Below are 16,775 nucleotides of genomic sequence, written 5' to 3'. Positions count from 1 at the left end.
CTTAGTGCGTGGCGACTTAACAACAGCTTAACAGGCGCGAGCCGAGGTTTCCGGGGCACCCTGGATTTCGTTGCAGGCTTCTCGTTTTTCGTTTCCCTGGGGCTCCGGGATGCGAAAAAGCGCAATGTCCGGTGCCGGCAGGTGGATCGCCCAGCCAAGATGCGCGGCGATCCAGCGCAGGGTGTCGGGCCCGTAGAAGGCCACGTGGGTAGGGTCGCGGCGATAGTGCCAGCGATGAAAGGCCGCCGCGGGGGGCGGCCAGCCGGTCATGATCGCAATCGTGCCGCCGGGGCGCAGAAGGGTGGCCATCTCGCCAAGGATGGCGATCGGGTCATGCAGGTGCTCGAGAACCTCGGTACAGGTGACGAGATCGAAGCATGCACGGGCTTCGGGACGGTCAGGTGCGAATACGGGGTCATGGGTCTGCATGGAGTAGCCGCGCGCACACAGCATGTCCGCCAGTACCGGATGGGGGCCGCAGCCCCAGTCCACGCCCTGCGCCGGTGGCGGGCAGTGCGCCTCCAGCGGTGCAAGCAGGCGGCCCAGAAACCGCCGATACCCGGGGTCGTCCGGCCGGTTTTCGTGTGTCTGGTAGTACTCGCGCTCGAATGCGAGGGTGGGCCAGTAACGGTGCTTCAGGACAATCAGCGAGCAGCCCCTGCAGCGCTGGTAGTCCCCGGGCGAAGGGTCGCGCACCCCGCGGCTGAAGAACGGGCGCAGAGGTGCGGTACACAGCGGGCAGCGGTCCATGCGCTACCGCCGCAGGAAGCGGAACCAGGACGCGATGTTCAACAGGCTCATCAGGGACTGGGCGACGTAGGTGTAGGCCGCGGCCTTCAGGATGCGCTGGGCATGGGGATAGTCCGGCGGGTGCAGGTAATTGCCCCGGCGCAGCATCGGCAGGGCGCGGCGAAAGCTCGCGTCGAACTCGGTGGGCAGGGTGACGAAGTGCACCAGCGCGGCGATCCCCATCGACAGAATCCCGGCCAGGAAGAACAGGATGCCCGGTGCCGGATGCCGGGCGATCAGCGTGATGATGGGGATCGCGACCATTAGCCAGGCCCCGATCTGCTGTCCGTAGCGAGACAGGCAGACCAGGTTGCTGCGCATGCGCAGGGGCGGGTAGTCCTGAGCGTGCTGCACCGCGTGCCCGACCTCGTGCGCAGCCACCGTGATCGCGGTGAGCGAGCGACCGTCGTGGTTGTCCTCCGACAGCCGCACCGCGCGATCGAAGGGATCGTAGTGGTCGCCATCGCGGGTGGATTCGACGCGCACGTGATGCAGGCCATGGCGATCCAGAAGGTCACGCGCAAGCTCGGCGCCGGTCCCGTCGTAGCGGTCCTCCGGCTGGCTGTACTTCCTCATCGTCTGGCGTACCCACCAGCTCGGTGCCCAGGCCAGAAGCAGCACGAGCGGTGCGAGCAGAATCAGCAGTCGCATGCCTTCATCATGGCGCGACTTCCCCTTCGGGGGAAGTCGTCCGCGTGAATCCGTACACCGGCCCTGTCTCGCTCAGTCCTCGGCCTCGTCGTAATCGCCCTTGTGCTTCGGATTGGGGCGGGCCCGCTGGTCTTTCGAGTAGTCGCGACCGTCGTCGGTGTCTTCACCCTGCTCCTGGCTGAGACGCAGGTGCGCGGGCGGAGCGCTGCCGTCCTTTTCCTGACCGAAGTAGATGGTCTGATGCGGGAACGGGATCTCGATACCGGCGGCGTCGAAGTGCTTCTTCACCAGGCGGTTGAACGCGCGGCCCAGGCCAAACTGCGTACCGGGCAGCGCCTTGATGCGGATGCGCACGTTGACCGAGCTGTCGGCCAGCGCAGTCACGCCGTGTACCTCCATCTCGTCGAGGATGTTCGGACCCTGGTCCGGATCTTCCTTGAGTTCCTCGAAGGCCTCGCGCAGGCGCACGATCACTTCGTCGATGTCCTCGCGATAGGCCACGCCGTACTCGCCCACGTGATAGCCATACTCGCGCATGTAGTTGGAGACGGCATCCACCGACGAGAACGGGATCAGGTGATAGGTGCCGGACAGGTCACGCAGGCCCATGGAACGGATCGTGAGCTTCTCGACCACGCCGGTCATGCCGGCCACCGTGACCACGTCCCCGGTGTTGATGGCTTTCTCCAGCTGGATGAACACCCCGGTGATGATGTCCTGCACCAGCTTTTGTGCGCCGAAGCCAACCGCCAGGCCGAGCACGCCGGCGCCGGCCAGCAGCGGGCCGATATTCACGCCAATCTCGGCCAGCACGATCATGGCGGTCATCACGGCCAGCACGACGGCGACCGCATTGCGGAACAGGGTCAGCAGGGTCTTCTCGCGCGCCCCGGGCTCGCCCTCGCCGGTATTCGGGCTCAGGCGGTGTTCGATCCAGCTGGCGAACACGAGCCAGATGGCCAGGGCACCGATCAGGATCAGGGCGACCGAGATCGCAGTGCCGAGCACGTACATGCCCGTATCGGAGGCAATCCAGGCGCCGAGATTGAACGCGCCCCAGGCATCTGCGATCACTGCCAGCACGATGAGCAGGATCACCAGGCGCATCGTCTTCAGCGCCTTGGGGATGTACGAGTTCAGGCGTGCCTCGAGCATCGGGAACTTCATGCGAGTCTCGTCCGGAACCCGGATCTCGCGGCCGATGATCTGGCTGAGCACGTTGGCGACAAAGACCCCGATGAATGCGGCCAGTACCGTCTGTCCGGTGGCCTTGGCCATGAAGGGCAGGGCATCTTCCGGGCGGGTGATGCTGACGATTGCCAGGGTCAGGAAGTAGATCAGCGCGATCCAGTGCCAGGCGTTCGCCAGGAAGGTCAGCGTCATGCGCGTGAAGGCGAATCCGGCACGATTGGCGACCAGGATCAGGCGGTCATGCACGCGCTGGCGGTTCTGCAGGATGATGACCGCCGCGTAGAGGAAAGCGGTCAGCATGACCAGCAGCCCCAGCGAGCGCCCGGCCTCGCTGGAGAGATGATTGTTGGCCAGCGGCACCAGCAGCAGCAGGCCGTAGCCGATGTACGTGACCAGGCGTGCCAGCCAGGCATTCCAGTAGGCGGCCTCGTCGCCGGCCATGGGCAGCAGCCGCAGGCCCCGGTAGCGCGTGGCGAAGATCAGGCGCAGGGCCGCCTTGGTGACCTCGATCAGCAGGAAGGCGTTGAGGAACAGCGAGTGCCGCGTCAGCATCTCTCCGGACTCGCCGAGCACAAAGAGCGCGAGGCCATAACCCCCGACCCAGGCCAGGATCACGATCAGGAAATCGATCAGTGCGGCCAGGAGTACGGCGGGGAGTGCGCGCAGCAGGTGGTACTGCTCCGGCGAGTTGATCACCCAGCGATCCAGCGCCGCAAACATCGGGCTGCCAAGACGCCGCAGGATCAGGAAGGCGGCGATCGTCAGGACAATCAGGATCGCCAGGTCCAGCACCCCCGCGCCGAATACCACCGGGTCGATCGAGCTCAGCTTGTCGCCAATATCCACGGCGATCTCGTTCAGGGCCCGAATCTCCTGCACTGTGCCTTCGGCCAGCGATTGGGTGAACTGGGCGATCTGGCGCGGGATCGACGTGAGTTCGTCGGTGTCGACCGCCGCCTCATCGTCTGCCGTACTCTCGTCGTCCCCGGTACGTTCGGCCCGCAGTGTCTCGAGCAGGCGTTCGCGTGCCTCTTCGTTCTCCAGTGCCTCGATCAGCGCGTCATGCAGATCACCTCCATCGCCACCCCCCTGGGCCTGAACGGTCCCCAGGGGCATGAGCAGCAACAGCGAGAAGAGGGTGAGGAGGAGGAAGAAGGGGCGACGCAAAAAGCGGCTGGGGGACACGGGCGGACCTCGGGTTTGGACGGGGTTCGCGGGTCGCCAGGAGGACGCCAGTGCGAGCATCCGTGCGACAGCGGAGGAACGTAGTCTAGGGAAACACCAGGGCATTTTCACGCCCGTGGAGCGAGCGCAGGGGCTATTCCAGCAGCATGGGGTCCAGCCAGGCGATGCCCAGCTGGTTCATCTGGCGCTCGATCCAGGCGATCCGCTGGCTGAGGCGCGGGCCGGGGTTGACCGGGTTGTAGCTGCCCGGGCTGGGGAGGATCGCGGCCAGGCGTGCGGACTGGTGGCGGTCCAGTTCGCGCGCGGATACGCCAAAGTAGTGCTGGGCGGCGTGCTCGATCCCGTAGATGCCCGGACCCCACTCGGCCAGGTTCAGGTAGACCTCGAAGATGCGGCGCTTGGGCCAGATGGTTTCCATACCGGCCGTGAATCCGGCCTCCAGCGTTTTGCGGACCCAGGAGCGCTTGTGCCACAGGAACAGGTTTTTGGCCGTTTGCTGGCTGATGGTGCTGGCCCCGCGCAGGCGTTGGCCGTGCAGCATGTGGTCGTCTACCGCCTGGCGCATGGAGCCCCAGTCAAAGCCGCGATGTACCGGAAAGTGCTGGTCTTCCGCTGCGATCACGGCCAGCATCAGGTGACGCGGAAGGTCGTCCAGGCGCTGCCATTCCGGCCGTAGGCGGGATGCGGTCTGCCAGTCCGTGGCGACGACCATGGCCATGCCATAGGGCGGGTTGACCTTGGCGAACAGCACGATCAGGCCGAGCGCGAATGTGACCGCGAGTGTGAGCGTCCCGGCCAGCAGCCAGGTCAGTGCGCGTAGCAGACGGGTAATCGGTCCGCGTCGTCGACGGGCCATCAGTGCCACCCTGCGTGTAAGTGCAGTCCCATATTCATCGAGGTCAAGAATACCGCGACTCGCGGTTCGATCGAGTATCCCGTCAGTGTGGTCTGATACGGTAAAGCCCAGTAACGATGCAGACCCCATCTTGACCGACGGGGAAACTCGTTCCTGGTTGAACTGTTTCCGTCATGCGTGGCCCAACCACGTAAGCCTAAGCCGCCGTTCGGCCTGGCGATACCATCCGATCCACACGAACAAGAAGGAGAGACCCATGGACGTGATGCCCTATCGGTATACCACCCCCAGTGGAGAGGCCGTTTCCTTCGAGTTTCGTTTGCATCCCGAGACCGGGTCCGCCGTGCGTGTCCAGCAGTTGCTGGACCGGCTGGTCGAGACCCTGGATCACGAGATTGCACTGCTGGGCGACACCTGCAATGGAGATGTGCTGCAGGCGCTGGCAATGGCGCTCGCCGTGCGCACCGACATGATCCCGGCACATCCGGAGATGACCCGCGATCTGGCGCGCGACGTGGTAGAACGTGCGTTGGGCTCGCTGCCGGAGGCCGAATATCAATACCTGGGCCCGGTCGGCCATGCCTGACCATTCGTTATCCGGGCGGCGCCCCATCGTCTTTTTCGATGGCGGCTGCCCACTTTGTCGGCGCGAGATCGGCCACTACCGGCGGCTGGACAAGGCCGGTCGCGTGGACTGGCAGGATATCCACGCCGACGCGGCACCCTTGAAGGCGTGGCGCATCGACTGGGATGCGGCGATGCGGCGTATGCATGTGGTCGACGCCCAGGGACAGATCCACAGTGGGGCCTGGGCGTTTGTCGTCGTCTGGCGGCATTTGCCGTACTACCGCTTGCTGGGGCGGGTGCTGTCGCGCGTGCCGCACGTGGTGCGCCTGATGGATCGGGTCTATAACGGGTTTGCGCGTCGACGCTGGCGGTCGCGCTGTGGTGACGGGCTCTGCCGCCCCGATTAGTCCGGCGGCGGTGATGGCTCTGCATGGTGGAGTCGCGCGGTGGTGTAGCGGAGGAAATCGGAACTGTGAAACGGCTGCTGCTTGGGTTGGCCCTGGTAGTGGGGTGTCTGTTTGGCACACCGGTTTGGGCGGACGAACTGGCTGCGGAGCACGTCATTGTTGCTCAGTTGCAGGAGCCCCACCGGATCCTGTTAATGCGGCATGCCGCGGCGCCAGGTATCGGGGACCCTCCGGGTTTCGATCTCGAGGACTGCACAACCCAGCGCAACCTCTCCGAGTTGGGCCGTGACCAGGCGCGCGAGCTTGGTGAACGTCTGCGCGCCGCCGGACTGGCCGAGATCCGCGTATTTGCCGGCCCGTGGTGCCGCAATGCGGATACGGCGCGCCTGCTGGGCTTCGGCGAGCCGGAGATCCTCGATGCGCTGGGCTCGATCTTCCGCACCAATGAACCCGACCAGGAGCGCCGCATGCGTGCCTGGCACCAGCATCTTGCGGAGGCATTTGCGCGCGATGCGGGGCCGGCGGTGTATGTCACGCATCGTGCGAACATCATGGAACTGTCCGGTCGCAGCATCGGCGCGGGCGACATGCTGGTAGTGGAGATCGATGCCGAGGGTGGCGCCCGGCCCGTCGCCAACTGAAAAGGCCGGCTCCGGCTCGGGGCCGCTACATGTACGGCCCGATGATGCGCGCGATCCAGCCGTAGATGCGGTATTTCCAGGGCCGGTTTTCCCAGGCCTCGATCGTCATCCGCTCGGCCTCGGCCTTGTCTTCCTCGATCAGTTCCCGGATCGAGCGGGCGAAGTCTTCGTCATAGATGTTCAGATTGGTTTCGTCGTTCAGGCGGAATGAGCGGTTGTGCAGATTGGCCGAGCCGATGCTGGCCCAGCGGTCGTCCACGCTCATCAGCTTGGAGTGATACATCCGCGGGTGGTATTCGTGCAGCTCGACCCCGGCCTCCAGCATGGGCCTCCAGCGATTCACGGAGGCATGTCGTACGAAACCGTGGTTGATGCTGTCGCCCGGCATGAGCACGCGGATTCGAACGCCGCGGTCGGCCGCGTCGGTCAGCGCATCGAGAAAGTCCGGGTCGGGATAGAAGTACGCCGTCGCAATGGTCACCTGGTCCTCGGCTGCTGCCAGGGCATGCAGGGACATCTTGCGAATGCGATGACGGCCCTCGCGCGGGGCGCTGTTGACGACCTGCGCATCCAGCTCACCTTCGTCCTCGAGTTCCGGGTAATACGCATCGCCCAGCTTCAGTTCGCCTTTGGCATCCAGCCAGGTCTCCATGAATGCCGCCTGCAAGTTGCCCACAACGGGCCCGGTGACACGGAAGTGGTTGTCGCGGTAGGGCTCGTGGTCCTCGGCGGGCACCCAGGTGTCCGCGATGTTCGCGCCGCCGATGAATCCGGTTCTGCCGTCCACCACCAGAATTTTTCGATGCGTACGGTGGTTGAAACGTGACATCTGATACCAGGAGGGCTCGCGCCAGCGCACGACTTCCGCGCCGGCTTCGGTCATGCGGTCGAACTTTTCCTGATCCGCGAGCACGGAGCCCACGTAGTCGATCACCACATGAACCTTGACCCCGCGCTCCGCCGCGCGTGCGAAGGCCTCGGCGAAGCGGGCGGCCTGCTCGCCCCAGAACTCGTATACCTCGAAGGTAACCGTCTGTTCAGCGCCTTCGATGGCCTCGATCTTGGCGTCGTAGATGGCCTCGCCGTCGCGCAGCAGCTCCAGCGCGTTGCCGGAGACAATCGGCTGCTGCAGCGTGAGCCCCATTCCGCGGCGAAATGCACTGTCCGAGGTGCCGTAGTCGATGGCCACCGGGGCCTTCACTCGGTCGGGTTTCGGGAGGAGGTTGAACAGGGCAACGTTTGCCAGCACGAAGGCGAGCGCGACGCCCAGGAGGATACCGACAGGGATGCCGATGATGCGGCGGCGCATGGAAAGTCTCTCGTATCGAGCCCGTCAAGGGGAGGGTGGTTGGCGCCGAATTCGCACCTCAGTCCATGAGTCTACACAATCAGTTCTCGAACAAACCCGGACGAATGTCATGAATCCTTTTCTGGAGGCAGCCCTGGACGAGGCACGAACCGGCTGGGATGAAGGGGGTATCCCGATCGGTTCGGTCATCGAGCACGGCGGGCGCATCGTCGGCCGCGGACACAATCGGCGGGTGCAAAACGGCAGCGCCATCCTGCATGCCGAGATGGATGCCCTGGAGAACGCCGGACGCCAGGCGGCGAGCATCTACCGCGAGTGCACGCTCTACACGACGCTCTCGCCCTGTGCGATGTGCAGCGGGGCGATCGTGCTGTACGGCATCCCGCGTGTGGTGGTCGGGGAAAACGCCACCTTCATGGGAGAGGAGGACTGGCTGCGTTCGCACGGCGTGCAGGTCGATGTGTTGCAGGACGCCGCCTGCCAGGAGCTGATGGCCGCGTTTATCGAACGACACCCGGACCTCTGGCACGAGGATATCGGTTGCGAATAGGGCCGGTTTGACCGGAACACCCTTGCTGGCGGGCGGATCGTGCTTGCCGCACCGGACAAGGCAGCGACATGGGGCGGGCGCCCGGGGAGCGCCTCATGGCGCCCTTCACGGAAAACACCAGTGTTCTGGCATGGTCGCTGCTTGGGTGCCGGGTGCAACGAAAACCGGGAGCACCTCATGATCGACGGCATCGGAATGAATCAGGCGGCGCTGGCGCGGCCGGTCCATTCGGCGCAAAGCCCGAACAACGCCGGGCAGGCTGGCCACCGACCGGCGCAGGCCGGGCAGGCTGGGCAGGCGGCGCACGCACAGCCGGCACAGCAGGCCCAGGCCGCCACGCAAGCGCAGGCGAACGGTCAGGTCAATGGACAGGGCGCGGCCGTCTCGACTTCCCCACATGTGGCCCAGCCGGCGTCCACCACACAGGCCCCGTCGGCACACGAGGCGGCATTCGCGCCCCAGGGCCTTAATGCGACGCCGCCGACGCAGGCCACCGCGATGCCGCTGGCCGGCGGCCAGGTCAACGGGGCCCCGCAGGCCGACGATGCCCCCCAGATGGACGCCGATCCGGACGACGAAGCGGACATGGGCCAGACCTTCATGCCCGACGGCTCGGTGCAGTCCAACTCCAACGAGCACCTCGGATCGCACTTTGACCTGCAGGCGTGATGCCTGGGCGCAGATCTGCGGTCTTGTGGGTCGGCTTCAATGACCGGAAGCGACATTTACTGACCGATGCCCTGCGCCCTCAGGCCGGGAAAACCGGAAGGTCACGTGCTCGCGATGGATCAGGAATTGTCCAGTCGCGTGCATCCACAGTTGTTCGCGCACCGTGGCATCCATCCACTCGAATAGCTCCTGTAGTGCCAGGGCGGTCGTGCCGCGGTCCGGATAACGCAGGCCAAGCCCCTCCCAGTAGTGCCGGGCATCTTCCGCTCGTTTCCAGCCTTCGCGGACGAACCCGGCGGTCAGCAGGGCGCGCAGGGCCCCGTCACCCAGCTTGTCGCGAAGCTCGTTCAGGAGGAGGCCGGGGTCCCCGACGCTCTCGGGGGAGACGTTGAGCGAGGCCGGCAGGAGCTCGACCCAGTCATCGTGCTGGCTAAGCCCCGGGATCAGATCTTCGTCGACCATCTGCTGATAGTCCGGGACGGGGTCAGAGTGGGTTCGCAGGGAGAGCTGGATCAGGGCCGCGGCCTCGTCGACGTAACCGGACAGACTGAAACCGCACAGGAGATGGTCGACGATGTCATGGACAAACACCGAGGTCGGAATGCGATCCCCGCAATAGGGAGTTGCGGCAATCACGTCGGCGCCCAGCCCGGCGACGTCCAGCTTCCAGCCGCGGGCGCCGAAGCCGTCCTGCCAGCTGTCCTCGTAGCGAACCGGAATCGTGACCGCCTGCGCGTTGATAACCGGGATGGACATGGTGGCCTCGCTAGATATCCGATGCTTTCCAATTTACCGACCGGTCAACTATTCTTCAATGTATGGCCGATGCATTCACCCCAACCCGGACACGCGACGCCCTGATCGCCGCCGCACGGTCGCTGATCCTTGGCCGCAGCTACGGCGCCGTCGGCGTGGCCGAGATCTGTGCGCACGCTGGCGTGAAGAAGGGCAGCCTTTATCACTTTTTTCCCGGCAAGGACGCCCTGGTACTGGAGATGCTCGAGACGCTTTATCGCGAGCTCGAACGCGAGGTACTGCGGCCGTCGCTGGAATGCGACCTGCCTCTGCGCGACCGCCTCGGGCGGTTTGTTGATCGCCTGTATCAGTTCGAGATCCGCGCCCAGGGGGAGGTCGGGGAGCTCCCCGGCTGCCCGTTCGGGAACCTGGCGCTGGAGCTGGCGAACTGGAATTCGGCGGTTCGAGAGGCCGTGGCCGCGCACCTGGAGGCTCTGCGCGGCCATTTCCAGCGAGCGATCGAGACCGCCGCGCAGCGCGGTGAACTCCCGCAGGCGTCGGATAGTGCCCGTCTGTCGGAACAGTGGCTGGCGCAGGTCGAGGGTGTGCTGCTGCTGGCCAAGGCGCGGCAGGACGCGGATACGGTCCTGCATCTGTTGCCGGCACTGGAAACCCTGCTGCCGGCCAGGCCCGCCGACGACGAAGAGCGAGGGAACCATTGATCCGTGGTTCCCTGGAGGTATATGACGATGGAATTTCCACTGAGAACACCCGGCAGCGCGCCGGAGGCCTTCGAGCGATCCGGGAAGGTGCTGGGGCTGGTGCCGAATTTGATTCGCGTGATGGCCAGCAGCCCGGCGGCGGCCTCGGCCTACCTGGACCTGACCGAGCGGTTGAGCCAGAGCAGCCTGTCCCCCGAGGAACAGAGCGTTGCGCTACTCACGATCAGTCGGTTCCACGAATGTCATTACTGCATGGCCGCGCACTCCATGACGGGACGGATGGCGGGTCTGCCCGATGCAGTCGTCGACGCGCTGCGGGAGGACCAACCTGTGCCCGACCAGCGGCTCGAGGCCCTGCGCCGGTTCGTGGTGGCGGTACTCGAGCATCGCGGCGCGGTCCCCGATGCCGAACTCGAGGCGTTTCGCCGGGCGGGGTTCGACGAGGCGGCGATCCTGGATGTGATCCTCGCGGTCGCGCTGAAGACCCTCTCGAACTACACCAACCACCTGGCCGCCACGCCACTGGATGACGTGATGCAGGACGAGCACTGGGAGGCGCCTGCGGGTCGCTGAAAGCCCGGTACCGCGGTGTTTCAGTGCGCGCGAGTCAGGCGCGAGAACAGGCGCCGGATACGCCCGGGGCCGTACCCGTGGACGCGCTTGAAGGCCTTGCGAAAGGCCGGCTCCGAGCCATAGCCGACCTGTTCCATCACGCTGGCCACCGATGCCCTCGGATCGCGCAGCAGCCGTTCGGCCAGGACCATGCGCCACTGGGTCAGGTAGTCGATGGGGGCCTGCCCGACCAGCTCGCTGAAACGCGCGGCGAAACTCGTTCGCGACATCGCGGCCTCCTGCGCCAAGCCCTCGACCGTCCAGTTCTCCTCGGGCCGTGCGTGCAGCGCATCGAGGGCACGGCGGATACGGTCGTCCGCGAGGGCCGCGATCAGACACTGTTCTGGATGCTCCTGGTAATGGCAGACGTAGTGGCGCACCGTCATTACGAACAGGGTATCCGCCAGACGATCGAGTACCGGCCGATAGCCGGCGGACTGCTCTGACAGTTCCAGGCGCATCAGATCGGCCAGCCGCGCCAGCCGCTCGCCGCTCTCGGCGTGGCGCACGATCACGCGGTCGGGCAGGGCCGCCAGGATCGGATTCCGGCGCCCGGAATCGAATTCGAAGTGACCGCATAACAGCTGTGTCGAGCCGGGTTCGGGGTCGGACGGGTCCAGCAGATTCAGGTGATTGTCCCGGTCCTCGAATGAAGGCTCGCTCGCCAGCAGGTGCCAGTCGTCGTGGGGCAGGAGCAGCATGTCGCCCGCATCCAGCCACAGTGGCTCGCAGTCCTCCATGTGCAGGTAACAGCCCCCTTCGCTGATCAGGTGAAAGCTCGCATGCCCGGAACCGGTGGTGCTGAGCTGCCACTGGCCGCACAGACGGGGGTTGGTGTCGATCCGTGCGCGCAGGTTGTAGGCCGAGAGGACGGACGACAGCGTGTCCTCGCGCGGCATGATCCGGCTCATGTCCATGAGGGGTTCGCTCCTGTCGAGGAAACGCTGATCAATGTACGGCATCGCAGGCGTCTTGGCTCCGCCCCGGACGATCGGACATAAATGCCGGCGCGACGGTTCTCACGATTGTCCGAAGGGCTGGCTAGGCTTTAAGTCAGTTCAACGGAAGAATCGAGGACGAGGCGATGAACGCTATGGCGTTGCGGGCGGGCATCCGATTCCAGCGGTGGCTGGACATGACGCGCGGAGCGGATTTTCTGGCGCCGCTGCTGATTCGCCTGTATCTCGCGCCGGTGTTCTGGATGGCCGGCACCAACAAGCTCGACGGCTTCCTGCCGAAGGAAAGCGTGGTGATGTGGTTTGGCAACCCGGACTGGGGGCTGGGGATGCCGTTTCCGTACCTGATGGTGCTGCTGGCCGCCTATGCCGAGGTCCTGGGTGCGATCGCCCTGCTGCTGGGTATTGCCGCGCGCTGGTTCTCCATTCCCCTGATGATCACGATGATCGTCGCGGCGGTCACGGCCCATCTGGAGAACGGATGGCAGCGCATCTCCGACCCGATGATGTGCCTGTTCAACTGCTCGGGAGTGGAAGCGGCCCAGGAACGGTTGAGCCGCGCGCGTTCCATCCTGCGGGAGCACGGCAACTGGGACTGGCTGACCGAGTACGGGAGCTTCGCGATCGTGAACAGCGGAATCGAGATGGCCGCGACGTACTTCATCATGCTGCTGATGATCTTCTTCTGGGGCGCCGGCCGCTACCTGAGCATCGATTTCTACATCCGCAGGAGGATGATGGACAGGGGATAGCCAGGAGGATGGAGGACAGGGGATCGCCAATGGAGCTGTGCAAAACAGCAACCATTGGCAAGGCGGGCATTTTGCCCCTAACGTTAAGCGACGAAGGAGTTGCATCATGAAACAAGAACTGTTCTCGAAAAAGACCCTGGCCGGCGTGGTGGGTACCGCCGCGATCGGCCTGGCCATGGGTTCCAGCCCAGCCTTCGCCGCGGTGGATCTGAACCACGGGTATCAGCAGGGATCTTCAGCCCCTCACATGCTGGCCCAGGGTTCCTGTGGTGAAGGCACCTGCGGTGGCGCCGATAGCGAGCCCAAGGACTCCGAAGGTTCCTGTGGCGAGGGTAGCTGTGGCGCCAACGGGGAAGAAAAGGACTCGGAAGGTTCCTGTGGCGAGGGGACCTGTGGCGGCTGAAGCCATCCAGCCCGTACGCCCGGCCCGCGTACGCGGTGCCGGGCTCGGCCTGCGGCGGGCACTACTGGAGCCGCTGGCCGCGGCACCCGAGTCGCTGGAGCGGCTCGGGTTTTTCGAGGCTGCGCCGGAGAACTGGATGCACCTTGGCGGGCGCCTGGGCCGTACTTTCCGCGAATATACCGAGGCCCACCCGTTCGTCTGTCACGGGCTTTCCCTGGACATCGGCGGGCCACGACCCCTGGACATGGACTTTCTGGCCGATCTGCGCCGGTTCCTCGATACGCATGACATCGAGGACTACACCGAACACCTCTCGGCCTGCGGGGACGAAAAGGGTCACCTCTACGACCTGATGCCGATCCCGTTTACCGAAGAAGCCGTGCGGCATGTGGCCCGTCGCGTGCTCCAGGTACAGGAGACGATCGGCCGGCGCATGGCACTGGAGAATGTTTCCTACTACACCCCGGTCGGGGCCCGGATGAGCGAGCTGGAGTTCCTCCGGGCGGTGCTGGACGAAGCCGACTGCGAGCTGTTGCTGGATGTGAACAACATCTACGTGAACAGCATCAACCACGGCTATGACCCGGTCGAGTTCCTCGATGGTCTGCCGCTGGAGCGCGTGCGCTACATCCACATCGCCGGCCACGAGGAAGAAGCGCCGGATCTGCGCGTGGACACACATGGCCAGCCGGTCTGCGGGGACGTATGGGATCTGCTGGGGGCGACCTACGAACGGATCGGCCCGGTGCCGACCTTGCTGGAGCGGGACTTCAACTTCCCGGCGCTGGAGGTCTTGCTGGAGGAAACGGACCGCATCCGCGCACTTCAGGTCACCGCGGCCGGGAAGCGCGCATCCCTGCAGGCCCATGGCTGAACCCGATTTTCAGGAGTTGCAGCAGGTCCTCGCCCGGCACCTGCGCGACCCGGAGCGCCACCCGCCTCCGGAGGGTATCGAGGACCGCCGACTGGCGATCTACCGGCGCCTGTTCATTAATAACGTCCGCAATCTGCTCGGGCGCGGGTTCCCGGTGATCCGGCGCATCCTCGGGGAGGAGGCATGGGCAGCGCTGGTGCGCGATTTCTATCGCGACCATGGCTGTCATACGCCCTATTTCCCGCAGCTCGCGGGGGAGTTCGTGCAGTACCTGGCCGAGGAGCGTGTGCCGCAACCCGACGACTGGCCGTTTCTGGCCGAGCTGGCGCACTACGAACGGGTCGAAACGGAGCTCGTCTACAGCGATGCGCAGCCCTCGGGCGACGTGGATCCGCAGGGCGATCTGCTGACGGGGGTCCCGGTGTTTTCGTCCGCCGCGCGACTGCTGGCTTACGAGTTCCCGGTGCATCGGATAGGGCCGGACCACTGCCCCCAGCAGCCGGGTGATGTGCCCACCTACCTGTTGGCCTATCGTGGCGAGGACGAGCGCGTACGCTTTGCCGAGCTGAACCCGCTGGGAGCACGGCTGTTGTGGCGGGTCTGCGAGGAGCCGGCAGCGGGTGACCAGCAGCTTCGCCGGGTAGCGGAGGATTTTGGCCTCGAGCCCGGTCCCGAGTTATTGGAGAGCGGGCGGCAACTGCTGGAACACTATCGGGGCCTGGGGGCGATCGCAGGTGCGCGACCGCTTGATTAGTGTTTGCTGAGAGAAACATTGATTAATGTACACGCTTGCTGCTTCGTCCCTTTTGCGTGCGAACAAGGCGCAGTGACTGCCATGCAGTCATTCTGCACAAGGGAGCCGCAGCGCCGTGTGCGCGCCCGTTTTGGATAACGGCGGGCGGCCGAGCCCCTGCATTGAATGGCTTGTGGGTTGGCGCCCCAGTTTCCCTGATCCTGCGTTGCACCGCTTGCGGGTAAAACCATTGCCCGTTACACGACGCGCGTTGTCTCGGATAACAGTGGGCACCAACGCGGACGTGCGATCAAATCAGCGTCTCCTTAAAGAGACCAGTAGTCCCTGGCCGCGACCCCCGGGCTGTCCAGTTCCAGTGCGGGCTCGTCCAGGGCGGCGGCTTGTTCGCGAAGGGTCAGGATGTGTTCCTCCCAGTAGCGCGGGGTGTAGAACACCGGGAATCCGTCGACGAACGCGGGATCATCCGCCCGGCGGGCCAGCCAGGCGGCGTGGCGCATGATGCGCAGCGTGCGCAGGGTGCTGATCAGGCCCAGCTCGCGGCGGTCGAAGCGCATGAACGTCTCGTAACCCTCCAGCAGGTCGCGCAGCTGTGATGCCATCTCCGGTGGCTCCCCGGAGAGGAACATCCAAAGATCCTGCATCGCGGGCCCATTGCAGGCGTCGTCGAGGTCGACGAAGTGGGGACCGTCGTCGGTCCACAGGATGTTGCCCGGGTGGGTGTCGCCATGCAGCCGCAGCTGCGGGACGGGGCCCACCGCCTCGGTGTTTCGCTGCATGCGGCTGATCAGGTCCGCGCTGAGGTCGCGATAGACTGACTGCAACTCGGGGGGCAGGTAGCCGGAGGCGAGCACGTCCTGCCGCGCCTGTTCGCCCAGTGCCACCGGCTCCAGCGTGATGCGTTCGTGGAATGAGGCGCTGAGGCCCACTTCGTGGATTCGCGCAATGAACCGCCCGATGCGCTGCAGCGTGTCCGACTGCTCCAGGTCCGGCGTACGCCCGCCGCAGCGCGGATAAACCGCGAAGCGAAAGCCCTGATGATGGTGCAGGGTTGCCCCGTCGTCTGCGACCAGCGGCGCGACGACGGGGACCTCCCGCGCGGCCAGCTCCTGGCTGAATGCATGCTCCTCGAGGATCGCGCGGTCGGTCCAGCGGCCGGGCCGGTAGAACTTGGCAATGACCGGCGTCGCATCCTCGATGCCAATCTGATACACCCGGTTCTCGTAGCTGTTCAGGGCAAGCAGGCGGCCATCGCAGCGCAGGCCGGTGGTTTCCACCGCGTCGAGAATCACGGTGGGTTTGAGGGCATCGTATGGGTGGGGCTGTGTATTCATGCGGCCAATGTACGCACGCGGGCAGCGTCCGGGTCCAGCGTTTTGACGAATGCGTATCGGGAGAGGGCAGGTGAATCGAGCGTACTGGGTGGTGGCGATCCTTGCGGTGGCCGCATTGATCGCGTTCTTCGCGCTCGACTTGGGCCGTTTCCTGGAGTTCGAGCGCCTGCAGGCAGCCCAGGGGGATCTGGAGGACCAGCGTGCGGCCCGGCCGCTGTTGGCGGCGGTGGTGTTCTTCTTCGTTTATGTGGTGGTCGCGGCGCTGTCGTTGCCCGGTATCGTGATCATGACGCTGGCGGGCGGGGCCATCTTCGGGGTGTTCTGGGGTAGTGTGCTGTCGTCCTTTGCCTCCACACTGGGCGCGACGCTGACGTTTCTGGTGGCGCGCACCATCGCTCGCGAGCCCCTGCAGCGCCGATTCGCAGACCGGCTGGAACCCATCAACCGTGGCTTCGAGCGCGAGGGGGCCTACTACCTGTTCGCGCTGCGCCTGACGCCGGCCTTCCCCTTCTTTGTGATCAATGCAGGCATGGGCCTGATGCGCATCAGGACGTGGACGTACTACTGGGTGTCGCAGCTGGGCATGCTCCCGGCGACGATCGTCTTTGCCAATGCCGGTACGCAGATCAGTCGTCTGGACGGGCCCGAGGGGATCTTTTCGCCCGGTCTGATTGCCTCTCTGGTCGCGGTGGGCTTGTTTCCGCTGGTGGCGCGGTGGGTCGTGCGTGCCCTGCATGGTTCGACAGGGGACTCGCAGCCGCGGCGCTGATGTGAACCCTGTCTAAATATGCGCGAAAGCGGATATAATCGCCGAAAACCAA

20 protein-coding genes are annotated in these 16,775 nt (G+C 65.2%); 12 read left to right on the top strand and 8 right to left on the bottom strand.

The annotated features are described in order from the left end of the window. Positions 1 to 27: 27 nt before the first annotated feature. The 4 genes from F466_RS0105365 to mtgA form a co-directional block, all read right to left on the bottom strand. Positions 28 to 750 (bottom strand): class I SAM-dependent methyltransferase, encoded by a 723-nt coding sequence (locus tag F466_RS0105365; protein WP_018993611.1) that lies wholly within the window; start codon positions 748 to 750, stop codon positions 28 to 30. Between the two features lie 3 nt (positions 751 to 753). Next, complete coding sequence (locus tag F466_RS0105360; RefSeq protein WP_018139178.1) at positions 754 to 1,440, bottom strand: zinc metallopeptidase; 687 nt, start codon at positions 1,438 to 1,440, stop codon at positions 754 to 756. Between the two features lie 72 nt (positions 1,441 to 1,512). Next, positions 1,513 to 3,816 (bottom strand): mechanosensitive ion channel domain-containing protein, encoded by a 2,304-nt coding sequence (locus tag F466_RS0105355; RefSeq protein ID WP_018993610.1) that lies wholly within the window; start codon positions 3,814 to 3,816, stop codon positions 1,513 to 1,515. Positions 3,817 to 3,949: 133 nt separating this feature from the next. Then, positions 3,950 to 4,672 (bottom strand): monofunctional biosynthetic peptidoglycan transglycosylase, encoded by a 723-nt coding sequence (gene mtgA, locus F466_RS0105350; RefSeq protein WP_018139176.1) that lies wholly within the window; start codon positions 4,670 to 4,672, stop codon positions 3,950 to 3,952. 256 nt (positions 4,673 to 4,928) lie between these two features. Between mtgA and F466_RS0105345 the strand changes: the two genes are divergently transcribed. Genes F466_RS0105345 through F466_RS0105335 form a run of 3 tightly spaced genes read left to right on the top strand, consistent with a single transcriptional unit; the run spans position 4,929 to position 6,287 of the window. After that, complete coding sequence (locus F466_RS0105345) at positions 4,929 to 5,258, top strand: hypothetical protein (RefSeq protein WP_018139175.1); 330 nt, start codon at positions 4,929 to 4,931, stop codon at positions 5,256 to 5,258. Next, positions 5,251 to 5,646: a thiol-disulfide oxidoreductase DCC family protein gene (locus F466_RS0105340; protein WP_018174454.1), complete on the top strand. Its 396-nt coding sequence runs from the start codon at positions 5,251 to 5,253 to the stop codon at positions 5,644 to 5,646. Before F466_RS0105345 ends, F466_RS0105340 begins: the two co-directional genes overlap by 8 nt. 23 nt (positions 5,647 to 5,669) lie before the next feature. Beyond that, positions 5,670 to 6,287 carry a histidine phosphatase family protein gene (locus F466_RS0105335; RefSeq protein WP_026296418.1) on the top strand — a complete coding sequence of 206 codons (618 nt, stop codon included), beginning with the start codon at positions 5,670 to 5,672 and terminating at the stop codon, positions 6,285 to 6,287. Positions 6,288 to 6,312: 25 nt separating this feature from the next. On the opposite strand, the gene F466_RS0105330 is transcribed toward F466_RS0105335, so the two are convergent. After that, positions 6,313 to 7,596 (bottom strand): phosphatidylserine/phosphatidylglycerophosphate/cardiolipin synthase family protein, encoded by a 1,284-nt coding sequence (locus F466_RS0105330; RefSeq protein ID WP_018993608.1) that lies wholly within the window; start codon positions 7,594 to 7,596, stop codon positions 6,313 to 6,315. 109 nt (positions 7,597 to 7,705) lie between these two features. On the opposite strand from F466_RS0105330, the gene F466_RS0105325 reads away from it, so the two are divergent. Together F466_RS0105325 and F466_RS0105320 are read left to right on the top strand one after the other, a co-directional pair. Then, positions 7,706 to 8,146, top strand: a complete 441-nt coding sequence (locus tag F466_RS0105325) for a nucleoside deaminase (protein WP_018139171.1) — start codon at positions 7,706 to 7,708, stop codon at positions 8,144 to 8,146. Between the two features lie 177 nt (positions 8,147 to 8,323). Further along, positions 8,324 to 8,815, top strand: coding sequence for a hypothetical protein (locus F466_RS0105320; RefSeq protein ID WP_026296417.1), 492 nt, complete (start codon positions 8,324 to 8,326; stop codon positions 8,813 to 8,815). Between the two features lie 36 nt (positions 8,816 to 8,851). Here F466_RS0105320 and F466_RS0105315 read toward each other — a convergent pair whose 3' ends face one another. Next, complete coding sequence (locus tag F466_RS0105315; protein ID WP_018139169.1) at positions 8,852 to 9,571, bottom strand: hypothetical protein; 720 nt, start codon at positions 9,569 to 9,571, stop codon at positions 8,852 to 8,854. A 62-nt stretch (positions 9,572 to 9,633) separates the two neighbouring features. Between F466_RS0105315 and F466_RS0105310 the strand changes: the two genes are divergently transcribed. Next, positions 9,634 to 10,272 (top strand): TetR/AcrR family transcriptional regulator, encoded by a 639-nt coding sequence (locus tag F466_RS0105310; protein WP_018139168.1) that lies wholly within the window; start codon positions 9,634 to 9,636, stop codon positions 10,270 to 10,272. A 21-nt stretch (positions 10,273 to 10,293) separates the two neighbouring features. Then, positions 10,294 to 10,845 (top strand): carboxymuconolactone decarboxylase family protein, encoded by a 552-nt coding sequence (locus F466_RS0105305; RefSeq protein ID WP_018139167.1) that lies wholly within the window; start codon positions 10,294 to 10,296, stop codon positions 10,843 to 10,845. A gap of 20 nt (positions 10,846 to 10,865) precedes the next feature. Here the strand turns inward: F466_RS0105305 and F466_RS0105300 are convergent, their stop codons facing one another. Further along, positions 10,866 to 11,801 carry an AraC family transcriptional regulator gene (locus tag F466_RS0105300; protein WP_018139166.1) on the bottom strand — a complete coding sequence of 312 codons (936 nt, stop codon included), beginning with the start codon at positions 11,799 to 11,801 and terminating at the stop codon, positions 10,866 to 10,868. A gap of 176 nt (positions 11,802 to 11,977) precedes the next feature. Here F466_RS0105300 and F466_RS0105295 point away from each other — a divergent pair, with 176 nt between their 5' ends. The 4 genes from F466_RS0105295 to F466_RS0105280 all read left to right on the top strand — a co-directional run bounded on the left by F466_RS0105295 (position 11,978) and on the right by F466_RS0105280 (position 14,623). Continuing rightward, complete coding sequence (locus tag F466_RS0105295) at positions 11,978 to 12,592, top strand: DoxX family protein (RefSeq protein ID WP_018993606.1); 615 nt, start codon at positions 11,978 to 11,980, stop codon at positions 12,590 to 12,592. Between the two features lie 106 nt (positions 12,593 to 12,698). Then, positions 12,699 to 12,995: a hypothetical protein gene (locus F466_RS0105290; RefSeq protein ID WP_018139164.1), complete on the top strand. Its 297-nt coding sequence runs from the start codon at positions 12,699 to 12,701 to the stop codon at positions 12,993 to 12,995. Continuing rightward, positions 12,985 to 13,869, top strand: a complete 885-nt coding sequence (locus tag F466_RS0105285) for a DUF692 domain-containing protein (protein WP_018993605.1) — start codon at positions 12,985 to 12,987, stop codon at positions 13,867 to 13,869. The genes F466_RS0105290 and F466_RS0105285 overlap by 11 nt, the downstream gene beginning before the upstream one ends. Further along, positions 13,862 to 14,623: a DUF2063 domain-containing protein gene (locus tag F466_RS0105280; RefSeq protein WP_018993604.1), complete on the top strand. Its 762-nt coding sequence runs from the start codon at positions 13,862 to 13,864 to the stop codon at positions 14,621 to 14,623. The genes F466_RS0105285 and F466_RS0105280 overlap by 8 nt, the downstream gene beginning before the upstream one ends. 305 nt (positions 14,624 to 14,928) lie before the next feature. Here F466_RS0105280 and F466_RS0105275 read toward each other — a convergent pair whose 3' ends face one another. After that, entirely contained in the window at positions 14,929 to 15,954 is a 1,026-nt protein-coding gene (locus F466_RS0105275; RefSeq protein ID WP_018993603.1) for a serine/threonine protein kinase, read from the bottom strand. 88 nt (positions 15,955 to 16,042) lie between these two features. Between F466_RS0105275 and F466_RS0105270 the strand changes: the two genes are divergently transcribed. Continuing rightward, the gene (locus F466_RS0105270; protein WP_018174466.1) at positions 16,043 to 16,723 is read left to right on the top strand and encodes a TVP38/TMEM64 family protein; all 681 of its coding nucleotides are present in this window, start codon (positions 16,043 to 16,045) and stop codon (positions 16,721 to 16,723) included. Positions 16,724 to 16,775: the final 52 nt, after the last annotated feature.

It is taken from the genome of Thioalkalivibrio sp. ALgr1 (genome assembly GCF_000378285.1).
Lineage (GTDB): Bacteria > Pseudomonadota > Gammaproteobacteria > Ectothiorhodospirales > Ectothiorhodospiraceae > Thioalkalivibrio.
The sequence above is the reverse complement of the archived record's forward strand: the minus strand, read 5'-3'. Positions and strand labels throughout refer to the sequence as shown.